The organism is Nonomuraea sp. NPDC049714 (assembly GCF_044465295.1).
Classification (GTDB): Bacteria; Actinomycetota; Actinomycetes; order Streptosporangiales; family Streptosporangiaceae; genus Nonomuraea.
The window spans coordinates 148,061-166,198 of the sequence record NZ_JBITLM010000003.1; the positions used below are offsets into that span (position 1 = coordinate 148,061).

At 67.7% G+C, this 18,138-nt stretch carries 14 protein-coding genes; 5 read left to right on the forward strand and 9 right to left on the reverse strand.

The window, feature by feature from the left end; genetic code table 11:
- Positions 1–73 precede the first annotated feature (73 nt).
- From ACIBQX_RS14000 to ACIBQX_RS14020, 5 genes are all read right to left on the reverse strand, one after another.
- A complete protein-coding gene (locus ACIBQX_RS14000; RefSeq protein ID WP_397004181.1) occupies positions 74–955 on the reverse strand; it encodes a carbohydrate ABC transporter permease in 882 nt (293 codons plus the stop codon).
- Positions 955–1,830 (reverse strand): carbohydrate ABC transporter permease, encoded by an 876-nt coding sequence (locus ACIBQX_RS14005; RefSeq protein WP_397004183.1) that lies wholly within the window; start codon positions 1,828–1,830, stop codon positions 955–957. Before ACIBQX_RS14005 ends, ACIBQX_RS14000 begins: the two co-directional genes overlap by 1 nt.
- A gap of 138 nt (positions 1,831–1,968) precedes the next feature.
- Positions 1,969–3,339, reverse strand: coding sequence for an ABC transporter substrate-binding protein (locus ACIBQX_RS14010; protein WP_397004185.1), 1,371 nt, complete (start codon positions 3,337–3,339; stop codon positions 1,969–1,971).
- Positions 3,340–3,506: 167 nt separating this feature from the next.
- Positions 3,507–5,681, reverse strand: a complete 2,175-nt coding sequence (locus ACIBQX_RS14015; protein ID WP_397004187.1) for an alpha/beta hydrolase — start codon at positions 5,679–5,681, stop codon at positions 3,507–3,509.
- Positions 5,682–6,235: 554 nt separating this feature from the next.
- Positions 6,236–7,279, reverse strand: a complete 1,044-nt coding sequence (locus ACIBQX_RS14020) for a LacI family DNA-binding transcriptional regulator (RefSeq protein WP_397004189.1) — start codon at positions 7,277–7,279, stop codon at positions 6,236–6,238.
- 175 nt (positions 7,280–7,454) lie between these two features.
- Here ACIBQX_RS14020 and ACIBQX_RS14025 point away from each other — a divergent pair, with 175 nt between their 5' ends.
- The 4 genes from ACIBQX_RS14025 to ACIBQX_RS14040 all read left to right on the forward strand — a co-directional run bounded on the left by ACIBQX_RS14025 (position 7,455) and on the right by ACIBQX_RS14040 (position 12,363).
- Complete coding sequence (locus ACIBQX_RS14025) at positions 7,455–8,768, forward strand: ABC transporter substrate-binding protein (RefSeq protein ID WP_397004191.1); 1,314 nt, start codon at positions 7,455–7,457, stop codon at positions 8,766–8,768.
- A 93-nt stretch (positions 8,769–8,861) separates the two neighbouring features.
- Positions 8,862–9,803, forward strand: a complete 942-nt coding sequence (locus ACIBQX_RS14030; RefSeq protein ID WP_397004193.1) for a carbohydrate ABC transporter permease — start codon at positions 8,862–8,864, stop codon at positions 9,801–9,803.
- 52 nt (positions 9,804–9,855) lie between these two features.
- On the forward strand, positions 9,856–10,707 hold the full coding sequence (locus ACIBQX_RS14035) for a carbohydrate ABC transporter permease (protein ID WP_397004195.1): 852 nt from the start codon (positions 9,856–9,858) through the stop codon (positions 10,705–10,707).
- Positions 10,708–10,740: 33 nt separating this feature from the next.
- On the forward strand, positions 10,741–12,363 hold the full coding sequence (locus tag ACIBQX_RS14040; protein WP_397004197.1) for a beta-xylosidase: 1,623 nt from the start codon (positions 10,741–10,743) through the stop codon (positions 12,361–12,363).
- Between the two features lie 30 nt (positions 12,364–12,393).
- Here the strand turns inward: ACIBQX_RS14040 and ACIBQX_RS14045 are convergent, their stop codons facing one another.
- The 4 genes from ACIBQX_RS14045 to ACIBQX_RS14060 all read right to left on the reverse strand — a co-directional run bounded on the left by ACIBQX_RS14045 (position 12,394) and on the right by ACIBQX_RS14060 (position 16,074).
- Entirely contained in the window at positions 12,394–12,999 is a 606-nt protein-coding gene (locus ACIBQX_RS14045) for an RICIN domain-containing protein (protein WP_397004199.1), read from the reverse strand.
- A 35-nt stretch (positions 13,000–13,034) separates the two neighbouring features.
- The gene (locus ACIBQX_RS14050) at positions 13,035–13,358 is read right to left on the reverse strand and encodes a hypothetical protein (protein ID WP_397004201.1); all 324 of its coding nucleotides are present in this window, start codon (positions 13,356–13,358) and stop codon (positions 13,035–13,037) included.
- Positions 13,359–13,371: 13 nt separating this feature from the next.
- Entirely contained in the window at positions 13,372–14,607 is a 1,236-nt protein-coding gene (locus tag ACIBQX_RS14055; RefSeq protein WP_397004203.1) for a cellulose binding domain-containing protein, read from the reverse strand.
- A gap of 135 nt (positions 14,608–14,742) precedes the next feature.
- On the reverse strand, positions 14,743–16,074 hold the full coding sequence (locus tag ACIBQX_RS14060; protein ID WP_397004205.1) for a PHB depolymerase family esterase: 1,332 nt from the start codon (positions 16,072–16,074) through the stop codon (positions 14,743–14,745).
- Positions 16,075–16,571: 497 nt separating this feature from the next.
- Between ACIBQX_RS14060 and ACIBQX_RS14065 the strand changes: the two genes are divergently transcribed.
- Entirely contained in the window at positions 16,572–18,068 is a 1,497-nt protein-coding gene (locus ACIBQX_RS14065; protein ID WP_397004207.1) for an endo-1,4-beta-xylanase, read from the forward strand.
- Positions 18,069–18,138: the final 70 nt, after the last annotated feature.

Sequence of the window (18,138 nt, forward strand, 5' to 3'; positions counted from 1 at the left end):
ACGCCCGGCCACCATCGTGCGACCTCAACCCCAGTTGAGGTCAACACGCCCGCTACCCGACCCTGCTCCGGCTCTACCTCAGGCCACCGACGGACAGCCCGCCGCGCCAGTGCCGCTGCAGCGTGAAGAAGGCGATGACGAGGGGCACGACCGACACCAGTGCGCCCATGATGATGAGGCTCCAGAGGGAGGTGCTGCCCGCGTTGTTCGCCGAGGCGATTCCCTGCCAGAGACCGAGCCCGACGGTGACGGGGAACAGACGGTTGTCGGAGAGCATGGCGAGAGGCAGGAAGTAGTTGTTCCAGGAGGCCACCGCGGACAGGAGCAGAACGGTGACCACCGCGGGCCGCATCAGCGGGAATGCGACCTGGAGGAACGTTCGTATCTCACCCGCCCCGTCGGCCCGCGCCGCGTCCAGGATCTCGTCGGGAACCGCGTCGCGCGCGTACACGTGGATCAGGTACACGCCGAACGGGTTGAGCAGTGACGGGAGGATCACCGCCCAGATCGTATTGGTCAGGCCGAACTCGGAGAACATCATGAAGGTGGGAATCACCAGGGCCGTCGCCGGCACCATCAACGCGCCGAGCACGAGTGAGAAACTGAAGCGCCTGGCGGCGAATCGGTATTTGGCGAATCCGTAGCCGGCCATGACGGCCAGGACCGTGGCGCCGACCCCGCCCGCGAGTGCGTACAGCGTGGAGTTGAGGATCCACCTGCCGTAGATGCCGTTGTCATAGGTGAACAGTTGCGTGAGGTTGCCGAGATAGTCGACGTGATCGGCGAACCACAGGGTGTTGCCGCCGCCGAACAGCCCGGGGGCGTCCTTGGAGCTGTTGACGATGACCCACCAGAACGGCACGAGGAAGTACACGACCAGGAAGCCGAGGAGCACCTGCAGGGGGAGGTGGCGTTGTGGCCGGCGGCGGGCGCCGGCGCGGGAACGGTCGCTCATCACAGGAAGCTCCTCCGCTCGCGGGTGAAGAACAGGAAGGCGTAGACGCCGACGAAGACGATCCCACCGAGAGCGAAGGAGATCGCTGATCCGTAGTTGAAGTTCGCCAGTGCGAATGCCTGCTGATAGGCGTACATGTTGGGGGTGAAGTCCGGTCCGATCGTGCCGGCCGCGAGGGAGCGCAGAATCTGCGGTTCGTTGAAGAACTGCAGGGTGCCGATGAGCGAGAAGACCAGGATCAGGACCAGCGCGGGGGCGATCAGCGGGATTTTGATGCGTAGCGCGACCTGCCATTTGCCGGCGCCGTCCATGCGGGCGGCCTCGTAAAGCGCCGGGTCGATGCCCTGGAGCGCCGCGTACAGGATGATCATGTAGTAACCGGCCCACTGCCAGGTGACGATGTTGACCAGGCCGTAGAAGATCAGGTTGCTGCTGAGGAAATCAGGCGGGGCGACGCCGAACAGACCGAAGAGGTCGGAGAGCGGCCCGAAGCTCTTGCTGTACAGAAATCCCCACATGACGGCCCCGATGACCGTGGGGATCGCGTAGGGGAGGAAGATCATGAGGCGGGAGAAACGGGTGAACATCGAGGTCATGCCGTCCAGGATCAGGGCCATCGCGAGCGCGATGATGATCTGCAGCGGGATGGAGACCAGCGAGAAGCGGATGACGAACCATGACCCGGATAGAAAACTCGGGTCGGTGAACGCCTTCACATAATTGTCGAGGAAGACGAAGCTGGTGCCGCCGATCAGCCTCTTCTGGAAAAGACTGAGGTACAGCGCGTACGCGAGCGGCGCGATGAGCAAGGCCAGGAAGACGATCCCGAATGGCCCGACGAAGAGCCACCCCATCACATGCTCGCGGAGGCGCACCTTGCTGCGAATTCTGTACTTCCTGTCTTGGGTGCTGGGCGCACCTTTTTCGGCCGTGAGGGTCAATCTGGACTCCGGGAGGTCGATGCGGGGGGATCGCGGGTGGGCCGGCCCGTGGAAGACGGCCCACCCTTTCCGTCACTGAACGGTGAAGCCTTGCTCTTTGGCGTACTTCGCCACGTCCTCCTGAATCCGGTCCGCGGCTTGCGCACCGGTGACGGAGCCGTCGATGAGCGCACTGACCTGTTTGGTCATGGCGTCGAAGTAGTACTGGCCGAACGGGGCGTAGGTGACGCCCTTGTAGGCGTTCGCCGCGGGAACGTAGACCTCCTTGTTGGCCTGCTGACCGTCGAAGAACGGGACCTTCAGGTCCACGAATGCGGGGTCGTTGAGCGCCTTGAGGTTCAGCGGGAAGATGATCTGGTTGGTCCAGCCGTGGGTGAGCGACTCCTTGTCGGCGTAGAGGCCGTAGGCCACCTTCGCCGCGAGTTCGGGGTTCTTCGCCTGGCTGGTCACGGAGAAGGCGGATCCGCCCCAGTTCACCTGCACCGGGTTGTCGGCATCCCACTGCGGGAGCGGCGCCACCGCGAACTTGCCGGTGTCCTCGCCCTTGCCGACGCCGGCACCGGAGAGGTAGCCGGGCGCCCAGGCCGCCGAGATGTACGTCGCGTACTTACCGTTGATCACCCCGGAGATGTACTCCGGTGTGAACTGGTCCTGCGTCCCGACCAGCTTCTTGCGCGCGAGGTTCCCCCAGTAGTCGAGCACGTCCTTGGAGGCCTGGTCGTTCAGCTTGACGCCGATGGAGCTCTGTTGCGCCGGGTCGTAGGTGAACGGGGCCGCGCCCTTCTGGATCTGCAGCGCCATCGTGAGGGCCGACACGTTCGCGGCGAAGTCGCCGAACGCCGGGCCACCCGCGTCCTTCATCTTCTGGGCTGCCTGCTCGTACTCCGCCCACGTCTTCGGCGGCGTGATGTCGTACTTCTCGAAGATGTCCTTCCGGTAGATCATCGCCATCGGGCCACCGTCGACCGGCACGCCGTAGACCGCGTCACCGACCGAGACGTCCTTCCACGCGCCATCGCTGTAGTCGGCCTTGACGGCGTCGAAGCCGAACTTCTTGATGTCGACGAGCGCGTTCTGGATCTGGAAGGTCGGGATCCGGTCCATCTCGATCATGATCACGTCAGGGGCGCCGGTCCCCGCCGAGATGGCCGTCTGGAACTTGTCGTACTCGTCACTGCCCTGGCCGACGTTGGTCCAGCAGACCTGCACCTCGCCGTTCTGCTTGTTGAAGTTGTCGACGACGAGCTGCGTGTTGGGGTACCAGCCCCACATCGTCACGACGGGCAGATTCTTCTTGGGGATCGTGTTCGTGCAGTTGCTCGCGCCGCCGCCGCTCGCGGTGTTCGCACCCCCTCCCCCACCCGAGGAGCAGGCCGCGAGCACGGTAGCGAGCACGGTCGCGGCGGCGAGCTTGGCCGTCGCGGAGAGCCATTTCTTCTTCATGGGCACATTTCCCTTGTGGATCGCGGCGCACGAAGGTTCGTGTGCCGGTGAAACCGAGCGAACGGCCGGGACGGGGCACGGGTGACGCGCCCCGTCCTTCGTACCGATCCTCATGTGAGCGCTAACACAGCCCGCGTCAGGCGATGAAGCCGGACAATGGGGCTCGCTCAGCGCTTGAACAGGCGTGGCGCCAGGTCGATGAGGTTCTTCTGCCACACGTCCCAGCCGTGCGGCCCGGGGGTGACCCCGTCGAACTCGTAACGGATGCCGAGGTCGGTCATGGTGGTGAGGGACGTCATGAACGACGGGTAGACGAAGTCCGTCTGGTCGCCGACATACAGGCGCAGCAGCTTGGTGCCACGGTTGATCGCCTCCGCATCGACGCCGGCGGCACTGCCGAACCCGGCCGAGAACGCCGCGACGTAGGCGAACTGACCCGGGTGCGCCTTGAGCATGCCGAACGTCTGCCCGCCTCCCATCGAGAGGCCGGCCAGGGCCTGCTGCGACGGGTCGCTGGAGATGTTGTAGCGAGCGCGGGCCGCCGGGGCGAGGTTCTCCAGCAGCTCCTTGTTGAAGTCGGACACGTTGCCGTTGCCCATCACGACCGCCATCGGCGCCAGGTTCCCGTCAAGGAAGTGGTGGTCGAGGATCTGTTTGGCGCGTCCCATCTCGACCCAGTCCGTGTAGTTCTGACCCCCACCGTGCTGGAGGTAGAAGACGGGGTACGGCTCCGCGCGGTCGGGGTCGTATCCCGGCGGGGTCCAGACCAGCGCGGTCCGGTCCTGGTTCGCGACGGAGCTCCGGTACGTCATGCTCTCGACCTTTCCGCCCTGACCGGCGGGAACATCCGTGAGCAGGCGCGCCTCGTCCCCATGGACGAGGAAGGTGCTCCAGGTCGGCTCGGTGGTCACCTGCGTCGGATTGGCCGTGTCCTTGACCGCGACCCGGTCGACCATCAGCCGGTAGTAGTAGAACCACGGGTCGAGCGGGCCCACGGTCGCCCGCCACCGGTCGCCTGTGCGCGTCAGCGGAATGCGCAGCCAGCTCCCGTTGGGAGCCCAGTTCGCCCACACCGTGACGTGCTGAGCGTCCTGGAAGTCCGTCGTGGTCTCGAAGGTGACGAAGCCGTCCTCGGTCACGAACGGCGTCGGCGTGGTGCCGGGCGCCGGCGGGGTGAACTCGCCCTTCAGCCGCCCGTGACCGGCGCTCGGACCGTGGTCCGACACCTTACGGAACAGCCGCGGCGCGAAGTCGATCAGGTTCTCCCGCCAGGCGTTCCAGTTCCCCCCGGCATCGGGGTTGACCCCGTCGAATTCGTACGCGACATGGGCGTGGTCCAGCGCCTTCGTCAGGCGGTTGGCCACGTTGTACGCGGGGTCCGTCACGTTCCCCGTGTACAGACGCAACAGCTTGACGTGGCGGTTGATCGCGTTCGCGTCCGCCCGGCCGGCGCCATCGCTCAGGAGACCGGAGAACGAGCCGGCATAGGCGTACTGATGTGGGCTGGTCAGCGCGGCACGCAGCGCCTGCGTGCCGCCCTCGGCCACGCCGGCGATCGCCTGGTGCGCCGGGTCGCGATGGACGCGGTAGCGGTCGGCGACCGCTCTCCGGAGATCCTTGTCGTCGCCCGGCCCGTTGCCGTCGCTGATCACGACCACCATCGGCTCCATGGCCTTCTGGATCGACAGGTTGTCGAAGATCTGCTTGGCCCGGCCGAGGTCGAGCCAGTCGGTGGCGCTCCCGCCGTCGCCGGGCCGCAGGAACAGCACCGGGTAGGCCTTATGGCCCCTGGCCGCGTACCCCGGAGGCGTCCATACCAGAGCCGACCGCTCCTGGCGCTTGGCCCGGTAGGTCAGGGTCTCGACCTTGCCGCCCTGGCCCTGGGGCGCGTCCGCCAGCAGGCGCGCCGCGTCGCCCGGCACGAGGAAGGTGCTCCAGAGAGGCTTGGACGCCACGCCGGTGTCGTTCGTCGGATCCTTGAGACCCTTGGTGCCGTCGCCGGTGACCTGGTAGGAGTACAGCCCGGGTTCGAGCGGGCCGAGAACGCCCGACCAGGCGTCGCCCCGGCGGGTCAGCCCGAACTCCGCCCAGGCGAAAGAGGGGCCGAAGTTCCCCTCGATGGCGACCTGCGCCACCTGGCCCACACCGGCCTCGACGGAGGCGACCGGAACGCTGAAGGACGCGTAGCCGTCCGCGGAGACATTGAGCCACGGCGTGTCCGCCGCCGCCGGGAGCGGCGCGAGCAACATCGCCGCGATCGCCATCACCCCAGCGGTGATCGCCGCGGCGAGCCGGCGCCCGCCCTGAGGGCGTGACCTGCCGTGATAACCTAAAAATGGCATACGTAAACTCCCTGATGGCCGGCCACGGTTGACGCCCGACTGGCCGGCCTGATTCATGCGGTGGATAGTTCGTGGTCGGTGTTCGCACCTCCATCCGTCGTGGGGTCGATGTGCCCACCTGACGTTCGTTGCCGCGAATGTCAGGTGTGCTGAGACGCCGTACCGGCGGGTGCCGTCACGGTCACATAGGGTTTTTCGGCGCTGCGGTGGAGCCGACCTCCAGGGCCTTCAGCGCCATTGCGGGCCGATGGGGGCGCCGGCCTCGGCCGGATCGATGACCGGACGGGCCAGTGCCATGGTGCTCGCACTGACGCCGTGCCCCCCGTTGACCACTCACGACACCGTCGCGGTGGAGACGCCCGCAGATCGTGCGACATCACCAAATCGTCACCGGTGCTGCGCCCTTGGCCATGTCGCCCTCACTAGGTGCAATCGCTGTCGGTTACGTTTGCAGCGGCAAAGGTAAGCGATGACGATCGCGGAAACAAGACCTTTCCGGTTGCCGTTCGTCAGGCGTATGCAGAGCATTTCGGTCTCCTCCAGCAGCGGGACGCTCAGGATGACGGGGCGGGGCCCGTCGAGTCGCGGACGCTGAGGGTGGTCGCCAACTGGAGGTGCCGGGAGGCGGGCTGGACGCCGTCCGCCATGCCGAGAACGGCCTCGACGGCCATCCGGCCCATGCCGACGAGAGGCTGCCGGACGGAGGTGAGCCGGGGCGTGGTCCACTCGGTCTGTGGCGTGTCGTCGAACCCGGTGACCGACAGCTCGCCCGAGACGGAGATGCCGAGCTCCTTGGCCGCGGCGAGGACCCCGACGGCGATCTCGTCGTTGCCCGCGACGATGGCGGTCGGCCGCTCGTCGAGTGCGAGGAGGTCATGGCCGTGGCGCTGTCCCGCCTCGACGGAGAACGCCTCGTGGCGGATCAGCGCGCGGTCCGGCGCCAGGTCGGCCGAGTCGAGCGCGGCCTGATAGCCGTGGAAGCGCTCCAGCGAGGGGGCGGAGCCCAGCGGCCCGCCGATCCAGGCGATCCTGCGGTGGCCGAGCTTGATGAGGTGCTCGGTCGCCGAACGACCGCCCGCCCAATTGGTGGAGCCGATGCTGACGAGACGTGATTCGGTCGTATCGATGGGATCGATCGTCACGATGGGCACCCCGAGATCCTCCGCGGCGAGGAGCACCGAGTCGGGCACGGCGACGGCCAGCGCGATGATGCCCACCACCCCGGACGCCCTCTCCGCCTCCAGCCAGGCCCGGGCCGCCGCGCGGCTCGTGCTGATCGGCTCCCCGGGCGGCAGCCGGAGCAAGAGCTCGGCCTGCGCCGAGGTCGCGGCCACGAGGATCCCCTGGAGCACCGTTCCGGCATAACGGGACTCCACGATGTCGAGCACGGTGACGAGGGTGCGGTCCCGTGTCTGCTCGTGTCGCACCGCCGTCGGCTTGTAGCCGATCTCGGCCATGACCCCGAGCACCAGCTCGCGCGTCTTCGCCCCTACATCGCTGCGCCCGTTGAGGACCTTCGAGGCGGTCGTCGGCGAGACGCCGGCAAGCCGGGCGACATCCGCCAAAGTGGCTCGCTCGGAACGACCTCGCCGTTGCATCAGGGCTCCCTTCCTGGCTCCGAAATTATTTCGAAATCTACCACGAACCCTTCTTACCAGGGTTTCACGCTGTTACACCCGTTGACACGGGCCAGACACGACACCTAATGTCCTCGCAACAACGAACAAGTTGCGAACTTTTTTCGGTAGCAGCTCAGGACGAGAGGAGAGGCCCATGCGCCTCCCCCAGAAGGTCAGGCTTCTTGCCGGGGTACTCGTGCCGATGCTCGCGCTGACCGCATGCTCGGGCGGCAGCGGCAGCGCAACTGGCGGTGGCGGCGGTGACGAGCAGGTGAAGGTCACGGTCTGGAGCTGGGACGGCACCGTCGAAAAAGCGGTTCCCGGCTTCCAGGCCGCGAACCCGAACATCAAGGTCGAGGTCGTCAACGCGGGCTCGTCCCAGGATCAGTACAAGTCGCTCGACAACGCCATCCAGGCCGGTTCCGGTGTGCCCGACCTCGTGATGTTCGAGTACTTCGCGGTCCCCTACTTCGCCGTTCCCGGCAAGCTCGCCGACCTCGGGGAGTTCGGCGTGGACAAGCTCAAGCAGGACTACGTCCCGGCCGCGTGGAGCGACGTGACGGTCAACGGCAAGGTTTACGCGCTGCCCTCCGACTACGGCCCGTCGGCGATGTTCTACAACGCGGCCACGCTCAAGAAGGCCGGCATCGAGGAGCCCCCCGCCACCTGGGACGATTACTACGAGGCCGCCAAGAAGATCCGCGCCCTCGGCGACGACTACTACATCGCCCAGGACACGGGCGACATCTTCTTCCTCCTCTCTCTCATCTGGCAGGCCGGCGGCCGGCCGTTCACGGTGGACGGCACCAAGGTGCACATCGACTTCACGGACGCCGGCACGACCAAGGCCGTGGCCTTCTGGCAGAAGATGCTCGACGAGGGCCTGATCAACACCAAGATCACGGGCTGGTCCGACGACTGGAACCGGGCGCTCAACGACGGCACCCTCGCCACCCAGACCATGGGCGGCTGGCTGACCTCCACCCTGCCCGAGCGCGCACCGAAGGCCGGCGGTGACTTCAGGGTCGCCCTGATGCCGCAGTGGCAGCAAGGTGACAAGGTCGGAGCGGCGAACGGCGGAAGCTCCTTCGGCATCCCGGCCGCGGCCGAGCACAAGGAAGCGGCCTTCAAGTTCCTGGAGTACTTCACGCACGGCGGCGGTCTCGCGACCCGCGTCGACGCGGGCGCCTTCGTGCCGAACACATCGGTGCTGGAGAACGAGGAGTTCAGGAGCAAGGCCAACACGTACTTCGGCGACCAGAAGACCGGCGTCGTGCTGGCCGAGGCCACGGAGATCGTCGGGAGCGGCTGGCAGTACCCGCCGTTCTTCGAGTGGGCGCGCTCGATCTACGGCGACCTCGCATCGCCGTTCTACACGACGGGCAAGGGCTCGCTCGCCGAGATCCTCGAACAGTGGCGGCAGCGCTGCATCCAGTACGGCAACGAGCAGGGCTTCCAGGTGGACTAGCGGCTCGGCATCAGGACGGGGGCCGGTCCCGCGAGCGGTCGCGGCCCCCGCGCGAGGGAGCCGGGCATCGCGATGGATCGGAAGGAACACGACATGGACCAGGCAACCGCTTCGGCCATGGCACTGCCGGACGCGAGACAGCGGCATCCGACGCCGACACGCAGACGACGCAGGCCACAGATCGGACTGGCGTTCATCGCACCCTTCGCGGCGCTGTTCGCGCTCGTGTTCATCGTGCCCATCCTGTACGCCGTCTACCTGAGCTTCTTCCAGGACAAGCTCGTCGGGGGCACCACGTTCGTCGGATTCGCCAACTACAGCAAGCTGTTCCAGGATCCGCAGTTCTGGGACGGGGTGGGACGCGTCTTCTGGTTCACGCTCGTCCAGGTGCCGGTCATGCTGATCTTCGCCATGGCGCTGGCGCTCGCGCTGGACTCCCTGCGCCTGCACGGCACGAGATTCCTGCGGGTGACGATCTTCCTCCCCTACGCGGTGCCGGCGATCGTGTCGACGCTCATGTGGGGATTCCTGCTGGGCATCAAGTACGGCCTGTTCGGCAGCCTCAACGAAGCTCTGGGCACGGATTTCAACCCCTTCGCCCCCGACACCACGCTCATCTCCATCGGGGTGATGGTGACGTGGGCGTTCACCGGCTTCAACATGCTCATCTTCTACGCCGCGCTCAAGGCCGTCCCGCGCGAGCTGTACGAGGCCGCCGCGATCGACGGCGCGAACGAGCTCCAGATCGTGCGCGCGATCAAACTGCCGGCACTGCGCGGCTCACTCGTCGTCACGGTCATCTTCTCGATCATCGGCACGTTCCAGATGTTCAACGAGCCGCAGATCCTGCCCTCGATGGTGGCCAACAGCGGCGTCACCACCTTCTACACGCCCAACCTGTACGCCTACAACCTGGCGTTCACCGGGTCCCAGCAGGGCTATGCGGCCGCGCTCGCCCTCGTCATGGCGGTGATCACGATCGTCGTCGCCTACGCCGTCCAGATCAGGGGGTTGCGCAATGCGTCGGACCACTAGCCGACCGGGCGGGGCAGGGCAGACCTCCGGTCGCGGGGGCCGGCTCCACACGGTGGGCAATCCGAGGAAGAGCACGACGCTCACCGTGATGACGGGCCTGTTCACGCTGTACTGCCTGCTGCCGCTGGTGTGGCTGGTCATCAACGCGACCAAGTCGCAGGCCGACTTCGTGTCGTCGTTCGGGCTCGCTCCCGGCCGCGAGTTCGCCCTCTGGGACAACATCGTGCAGGTCTTCGGCTACCAGGACGGGATCTTCTCCCGGTGGCTGCTCAACACCGTGCTCTACGTCGTCGTGGGTGCGACCGTCTCGACCTTCCTGGCCGCGCTCGGCGGGTACGCCCTGGCGAGGCTCGACTTCACCGGCAAACGGGTGTTCCTTCTCGTGGTGCTGGGGTCGATCTCGGTCCCCGGCATCGCCCTGGCGATCCCGCAGTTCCTGCTGTTCGCGCAGCTCGGCCTGACCGATACGCCGTGGGCGGTGCTCATCCCGTCCTTCATCAACCCGTTCGGGTTGTACCTGATGTGGGTGTTCACCGCCGAGGCCGTGCCGACCGGCCTGCTGGAAGCCGCGAAGATCGACGGCGCCGGGGAGTTCAGGACCTTCCTCCAGATCGCGCTCCCGCTGCTCGCGCCGGCGAGCGTGACGGTCCTGCTGTTCTCGTTCGTCTCGATCTGGAACAACTACTTCCTACCGTTGATCATGCTCAAGGATCCCGACTGGTATCCGCTGACGGTCGGCATCAATCAGTGGAACGAGCTGGGCTCGGCGGCCGGGAACGGCGCCCTCGTCCAGAACCTCGTGATCACCTCCGCGTTGCTGACCATCGTCCCCTTGATCATCGCGTTCCTCAGCCTGCAGCGGTACTGGCAGTCGGGCCTGTCGATGGGCGCCATCAAGGGCTAGTCCGTTGAAGTCTTTCGTGAAGAGGGTGCGGCCATGAAGAAGGAACCCCGGCTCCGGATCGACGGGGAGCTGCGCGGGGAGAGCGTGCTCCCGCACGTCTGGAGCTGGTGTATCGGCGCGGGGCGGGCGAACGAGGCGTTGCGCGCGGACTGGCAACGGCAGTTCGCCGAGGTCGCCGCCTTGGGAATCCGGTACATCCGCTTTCACGGCGTCTTTCACGACGACATGTTCGTGTACCGGGAGAGTTACGGTGGCGGTTTCGGCCCGGACGCGCCCCTCGCCGCACCCGTGTACACCTTCAGCTATGTGGACAAGGTGTTCGACTTCCTGGTGGACAGCGGGGTCCGTCCCTTCGTCGAGCTGGGTTTCATGCCTCGCGAGCTGGCGACTCAGACCGAGACCGTGTTCTGGTGGGGCGCTCACTGCAGCCCGCCCAAGGACATGGCGCGCTGGGTCGAGCTGGTCACGAAGGCGGTCGAGCACTGGATCGGCCGGTACGGCCTCGCCGAGGTGCGGCAGTGGCGCTTCGAGGTGTGGAACGAGCCGAACCTCGTCCCCCACTTCTGGACCGGCACCAAGACCGAGTACTTCGAGCTCTACGAGCAGACCGTCCGGGCGATCAAGAAGATCGATCCCGCCCTGAAGGTGGGCGGGCCCGCCACCAGCGTCTTCGTACCCGACGACCGGTACAAGGGCGAGACCGAGGACCGCTCCGCGACGCTCGCGACGGCGGCCGCGACCGACGTGGACGCGCTCGACTGGCAGCCGGTCTGGATCGAGGACTTCATCGCCTGGTGCGAGGAACGCGACCTTCCGATCGACTTCGTCTCGACCCACCTCTACCCCACCGACTTCGCGTACGGCGCCAACGGCGAGGCCGTGCACATCACCCGGTACGCCGATGCCACGTTCGACGACCTGACCCTCCTGCGCAAGCTGGTGCGCAACAGCGCGTACCCCGAGGCGGAGATCCACATCACCGAGTGGTCGACGTCGCCGTCGGCCCGCGACTTCATCCACGACACGCCGTTCGCGGCGACCTCCATCACGCGGTCGTACCTGAAGTGCGCGACGCTCGCCGACTCCATCTCCTACTGGACCTTCACGGACGTGTTCGAGGAGGGAGGCGCCGGGATCGGGCCGTTCCACGGCGGGTTCGGGCTGGTGAACGAGGGCGGCATCCACAAGCCCACGTTCCACGCGTTCACCATGCTGGCCCGGCTCGGCGACCGGCTGCTCCTCGCGACGTCCGACGGGGTCGTGACCCGGGACAGCCGGACGTCGGCCGTGTCGGCGGTGTTCTACAACTACCCCGAGGACATGGCCATGAAGGGCGTGGGCTCCGCGAACTCGTACCCGGCGGCACGCGCGCCGGCCGAGGTGGGGCCGGCCCGGCGGATCCGCCACTCGATCGGCGGGCTGGAGCCCGGCACGACGTTCCTGGTCGAGATCGTGGACTGGGAGCACGGCAACGCCGCCGAGGCCTGGTACCGGCTCGGCTCACCCCTCAACCTGACCAGGGCCGAGAGCGAGTACCTGAGCGGGGTGGCCGACTCGCTCCTCAGGTTCACGCTGACCGTGCCCGCCGACGGCGTGCTCGACCTGGACGTCGAACTCGCGCCCTGGGCGGTGATGTCGCTGCGGCAGCCGGCCTGAGCGCATCACCGCCCCGGGGTCGTGGAGTCCTCAGGTGCGGGTCCACCGCTGGTTGGCACCGCCGTTGCAGGACCAGATGATCAACTTGGTGCCGTCGGCGGTGGCGTTGTTCGGCACGTCGAGGCACCGGCCCGACGGCACTCCGGTGATGGTGCCGTCGGCGTTGAGACGCCACTGCTGGTTGGGCTGGCCGTTGCAGTCCCAGATCTGCGCCTGCGCGCCGTTGGCCGGCGAGGCGCCTGTGACGTCCAGGCACCGGCCCGAGCCGGCCCCTCTGATCGCGACCGCGGGAACGATGCCCCCTCCGGTGACGGTGTACATGGCCGCCCCGTGCCCGGGCACCGACGCGCTGATGGTCCCGGACGAGGAGGACGTCGTGTGCGCCCGCAGGTCGCGCACCGAGTAGGAGAACGCCGAGCCCAGGCCCAGGCCCAGGGCCGAGGCGGTGGTGGAGACCGTCGAGGCCGAGGTGCCCCGGTTGAGCAGGACGACCGCGACCGAGCCGTCGGACATCGGCTTGCGCCAGACCTCCAGGGCACCGTTGGCGCTGATCTTGTGGCCCTGCCTGCCGCCCCAGTCCTGGTTGGCCGCGATGACCTCGGTGTTCGCCAGGATGGAGCGGGTCTCGGCGCTCATCGACCGGAGGTCGTTGCCCGCGATGAGCGGCGCGTTCAGCAGGGACCACAGGGCGGCGTCGCGCTGCTCGTGACCAGGTCGCCGTTGGCGTCGCGGCTCCTGGTGGACCAGCAGTCGTCGATGTTGACGTATTCGTTGCCGGCCGCCGCCATGCCGCTGGATACCATGATGTCCGCGGTCTGCCGGATGAGGCTCTCGCTGACGTCGCAGAAGAAGGTGTTCCAGTCGTTCCACCCCATCTGGGGCGTACGGGCGAGCCCGTTCTCCAGCGCGGCGGCCGGTGAAGACGTACCGCCGATCGCGACCAGGGAACCGGCGGCCAGTGACATCACCAGGAGCCATCTGAGGACCCTACGCATCTGCCGTCCTCCTTCAGGACGCGTCGCAGTTCAGGGTGGGGGTGGCCGGGGCGCCGGCGGCGGTGAAGCCGAACGTGGTGGTGCCGTCGGGGGCGATGGAGCCGTTGTAGGCCTCGTTGCGTACGGTCACGCCGGCTCCGGAGCCGGAGCGGACGCCGTTCCACAGGCTGTTGATCGTCTGCCCGCCGGGCCAGGTCCAGCCGACCGTCCAGCCGTCGACGGCGCCGCCGCCGGCGCGGACGGTCACGGTGGACTGGAAACCGCCGGACCAGGAGTTGACGGTCTCCATCGTGGCCGTGCATCCGCCGGGTTCGGGGGTCGGCGTCGAGGAACTCCCGAACTGGGAGAAGAACGTCCACACCGCTGCCTTGGTCCAGGTCGTGGCGCCGTTGTCGGTGTAGGTGCCGTCCACGGGGGCGGGCGTGTGGCCGTTGTCGAACGCGGCCCAGACGACCGGATAACCGGCCCGGCACCCGGAGTAGGTGGTGATGACGTGGCTGCGGCTGCCCGCACTCGGCTCGGGCGGGTTCTGCGCGGTACAGCCGTTGTTACGGACGAACCTGTCACGCAGCGCCCGTCCCTGCGCGATGCCGAGCACGGTGTCGCCGAGGCCGTGCAACCCAATGTACGCGACGGGCTCGGTGCCGCCGCTGCACCCGCTGAGCTGCGCGCCGGAGAAGACCGCGACCGCCCGGAAGACCGTCGGCCGCGAGCACGCGAGAGAGAAGCTCATCCCGCCGCCGTAGCTGAAGCCGGTGGCGAAGCGCTGCGAGGTGTCGACGCAGAGATCCGCCTCGATGAGCCGGATCAGGTCGTCGACGAAGATGACGTCCTCACCGTTGCTGTTCGCCCAGCCGTTGTTGAAGCCCTGGGGCGCGACGAAGATCGCGCCGTTGTCCGACAGCTGCCTGAGGCCGTAGAAGGACCAGGGATATCCGCTGGTCCCGCCGGAGTCGACGTCCGCGGCGGTGCCGCCCAGCCAGTGGAAGCCGAAGATCAACCGGTAGGGGGTGCCGTTGTGGTAGTCGTCGGGCAGCCGGAGGATGAAGGAGCGGTTCTTGCCGCTGGTCTGCATCGACTGCGTACCGCTCCTCAGCGTCGGGGTCTTGCCGCATCCGGCGGTCGTCGCGAGGGCGCCGGCGGGCGCCGCGCCCGTGCCGGCGTCGCTGCTCATCGCCGCATGGCCCGTGGCCAGGACGAGGAGCGCCGCGACAGCGATCACTGCGAAGAACGTGCGGTGTCTTGACATCACATGACTCCCACTCGGGATCACTGGAAGGAGGCGTCGTCGACGGAGCGGCCGTCGGTGCCCGCGGCCGTCTCGACGTAGAAGGTGGCGCCGGTCGGCGATCCGCTCCCCCGACACGGTCGCCGTACCGGTGTGTCAGGTGCGGGTCCAGCGCTGGTTCGCGCCGCCGTGGCAGGAGTAGAGCTGGATCCGGGTGCCGTTGGCGGTGCCCTGGCCCACGGCGTCCAGGCACAGCCCGGACCGCACGCCGGCGATGGTGCCGTCGGCGTTCAGGCGCCACTTCTGGTTGTCGCCGCCGTGGCAGGAGTAGATCTGGATGACGGCTCCGTTGCCGGTGCCGGCCGCGTCGAGGCACTTGTTGCCGTAGACCCTGAGCTCGCCGGCCGAGGTGGCGTCCCACTGCTGGTTGCCGCGCCCGTTGCAGTCCCACAGCTGCACCGCGGTGCCGTCGGCGGTGGCGGCGCCGGGCACGTCCAGGCAGCGGCCGGAGCCGACTCCCGTGATCTGCCCGGCGGCTGGTGGCGTCGGCGTCGTGGTGGACGAGCCGCCGTCCAGACCGAAGAAGCGGATGGCGTACGCGGCCATCCCGGTGCGCGGCAGGTCGTGGCCGGCGCCGGTGACGGTGTACGCCTCGACCTGCCCGGAGCCGAAGACCCGCCGGGTCCAGCCGGACTGCGGGCTGTCAGTGGAGGCGGGGGTCTGGCTCAGTCCGTGCGCGTTGGTCCACTGGTCGACCTCTTCCTGCAACATCGTGTACGGCAGCACCGAGTCGGCGGTGCCGTGCCAGGCCATCACGCGCGGACGGGGCCCGGTGTAGCCGGGGTAGGCGTTCCTGACCAGGTCACCCCACTGCTGCGGCGTCTTGTCGCCGCACCCGGCCGGGCCGAGGCAACCGTAGGGAACTCCCGCGAACGGCGCGCCGGCCTTGAACACGTCGGGGTAGGTGGCGAGCAGGTTGAGGGTCTCCATGGCGCCGGAGGAGAAGCCGGTGGCGAACACCCGCTGCGGGTCGCCGCCGTAGCGTTGCAGCACGTGGTTCGTCATGGAGACGATCGACACCGGGTCGCTGCCACCGCCGTGCCGCAGGGCCTCGTCGGACCATACGTCGAAGCAGTTCGACATGCCGTTGGCGCTCTTGTTCGCCTGCGGGTAGATGACGACGAAGCCGTACCGGTCGGCCAGCGAGGCGAACTCGGTGCCCTGGTGGAAGTTCGGGGCCCAGCCGTTGCAGCCGTGCATCGCCACCAGGACGCCCGGATTGGGCGCCACCCTGTCCGGGACGTAGAGGTACATCCGCAGACCGCCGGGGTTGGCGCCGAAGCTCGTCACCTCGGTCAGGACCGCCGCCGACGCCCCCGGCGCGGCCGTGAGGAACACGGACAGAGCGGTGGCCACCGCCGTGATCAGAGCCACCAGGGCGGCTCGGATGCCCGTGTACCTTCCCGTACGCGGTTCACTTCGCTTCATGGGTTCACCTCTCGGCTGTTAGCGCTAACAAACCGCTGACTGGTCGAGCTCCCCTCGGGGCCGGGCGGAGGTGGTGGCGGTAGGAGCAAATACGAGGCGGAAAGGTACTGTCAAGAGCGCCTTAACATGCGGCGGTCCGGCGGGGGCGGCACCCCTGCGCGCTGACCTCGGATTATCGATCCGAACCCCGGTCGATCAGCGAGAGCGGCGCCATGAAACTTTCATGTACGCCCCCGCCGGGCGAGGCGGCCGAAAGTTTCAAGGACCCCGGCCAGGCATCGAGCCAGCAAAACCGACGCAGGCGAGGCCGGGCGTCGCCGAAACTTTCTAAGACATCCTTGACAATTTTCGGCGAGATTCCCACACTGATGGCCGAGGTGATCCCCCTACCGGCTCGGTGGCGCTCACGGGGGACCGCCGTCACGACGCCTGTGAAGTGCGTCCCCACCGGGGCGCGGCGTCGGTCCTGCGGGTGTGTCCCGCACGATCCTTTCCCCATGATTCTCTACGGAGGCTCGATCATGCGTGTCAACGCCATGTCCCCACCCACCGCCCGACTGCCGCTCAGGGCACGGCGCCGGGCTCTGGTCACCGGCGCGCTCGGCGCACTCGGCCTGGTCACGGCGCTGGCGACGGCGATTCCGGCCAATGCCGCGGCGAGCACGCTCGGCGCGGCCGCCGCGGAGAGCGGCCGCTACTTCGGCACCGCCATCGCCTCCGGCAAGCTCGGCGACTCCGCCTACACGACGATCGCCAATCGCGAGTTCAACATGGTGACGGCCGAGAACGAGATGAAGATCGACGCCACCGAGCCCAACCGGGGGCAGTTCAACTTCTCCGCCGGGGACCGGGTCTACAACTGGGCCGTGCAGAACGGCAAGCGGGTCCGCGGGCACACCCTGGCCTGGCACAACCAGCAGCCGGGCTGGATGCAGTCGTTGTCGGGCGGCTCGCTGCGCCAGGCGATGATCGACCACATCAACGGCGTGATGAACCACTACCGGGGCAAGATCTACGCCTGGGACGTGGTCAACGAGGCCTTCGCCGACGGCAACTCCGGCGGCCGGCGTGACTCCAACCTGCAGCGCACCGGCAACGACTGGATCGAGGTCGCCTTCCGCACCGCACGCGCCGCCGACCCGGCCGCCAAGCTCTGCTACAACGACTACAACATCGACAACTGGAGCTGGGCCAAGACCCAGGGCGTCTACAACATGGTCCGCGACTTCAAGGCCCGCGGCGTGCCGATCGACTGCGTCGGCCTGCAGTCGCACTTCAACGGCAACAGCCCCTACAACAGCAACTACCGCACGACCATCCAGAGCTTCGCCGCGCTGGGGGTCGACGTGCAGATCACCGAGCTGGACATCCAGGGCGGCTCGGCCACCACGTACGCCAACGTGACCAACGACTGCCTGGCCGTCCCCCGCTGCACGGGCATCACCGTGTGGGGCGTCCGCGACAGCGACTCCTGGCTGGGCGAGAACACCAGCCCCCTGCTCTTCGACCGCAACGGCAACAAGAAGGCCGCCTACACCTCGGTCCTCAACGCCCTCAACGCCGCGGACCCGAACCCGGATCCTGATCCCGACCCGACGCCCACCCCGGGCGATGGGCAGATCACGGGCACGGCCTCCGGCCGCTGCGTGGACGTGCCCGGCGCCGGCACCACCGACGGCACCGCGGTGCAACTGTGGGACTGCAACGGTCAGAGCAACCAGCAGTGGACGCAGACCTCAGCAGGGGAATTGAAGGTCTACGGCAACAAGTGCCTGGACGCCGCCGGCACCGGCAACGGCGCCAGGATCCAGATCTACTCCTGCTGGGGTGGCGACAACCAGAAATGGCGCGTCAACTCCGACGGCACCATCACCGGCGTGCAGTCCGGGCTGTGCCTGGACGCCGTCGGCGCCGGAACCGCCAACGGCACGGGGCTGCAGCTGTACAGCTGCCACGGCGGTAACAACCAGAAGTGGACCCACCACACGGCGTGAGCCGCCTCTGCCGACCACCTTCCCTCGGCCCCGATGAGGAGGCCGAGGGAAGGTGAGCCGGGTGGACCCT

Coding starts and splice junctions, on each gene's coding strand:
- ACIBQX_RS14050 (WP_397004201.1), bottom strand. CDS start 13,358: ATGCGTAGGGTCCTCAGATGGCTCCTGGTGATGTCACTGGCCGCCGGT.
- ACIBQX_RS14055 (WP_397004203.1), bottom strand. CDS start 14,607: ATGTCAAGACACCGCACGTTCTTCGCAGTGATCGCTGTCGCGGCGCTC.
- ACIBQX_RS14040 (WP_397004197.1), top strand. CDS start 10,741: ATGAAGAAGGAACCCCGGCTCCGGATCGACGGGGAGCTGCGCGGGGAG.
- ACIBQX_RS14000 (WP_397004181.1), bottom strand. CDS start 955: ATGAGCGACCGTTCCCGCGCCGGCGCCCGCCGCCGGCCACAACGCCAC.
- ACIBQX_RS14020 (WP_397004189.1), bottom strand. CDS start 7,279: ATGCAACGGCGAGGTCGTTCCGAGCGAGCCACTTTGGCGGATGTCGCC.
- ACIBQX_RS14065 (WP_397004207.1), top strand. CDS start 16,572: ATGATTCTCTACGGAGGCTCGATCATGCGTGTCAACGCCATGTCCCCA.
- ACIBQX_RS14030 (WP_397004193.1), top strand. CDS start 8,862: ATGGACCAGGCAACCGCTTCGGCCATGGCACTGCCGGACGCGAGACAG.
- ACIBQX_RS14025 (WP_397004191.1), top strand. CDS start 7,455: ATGCGCCTCCCCCAGAAGGTCAGGCTTCTTGCCGGGGTACTCGTGCCG.
- ACIBQX_RS14010 (WP_397004185.1), bottom strand. CDS start 3,339: ATGAAGAAGAAATGGCTCTCCGCGACGGCCAAGCTCGCCGCCGCGACC.
- ACIBQX_RS14045 (WP_397004199.1), bottom strand. CDS start 12,999: ATGAGCGCCGAGACCCGCTCCATCCTGGCGAACACCGAGGTCATCGCG.
- ACIBQX_RS14060 (WP_397004205.1), bottom strand. CDS start 16,074: ATGAAGCGAAGTGAACCGCGTACGGGAAGGTACACGGGCATCCGAGCC.
- ACIBQX_RS14015 (WP_397004187.1), bottom strand. CDS start 5,681: ATGCCATTTTTAGGTTATCACGGCAGGTCACGCCCTCAGGGCGGGCGC.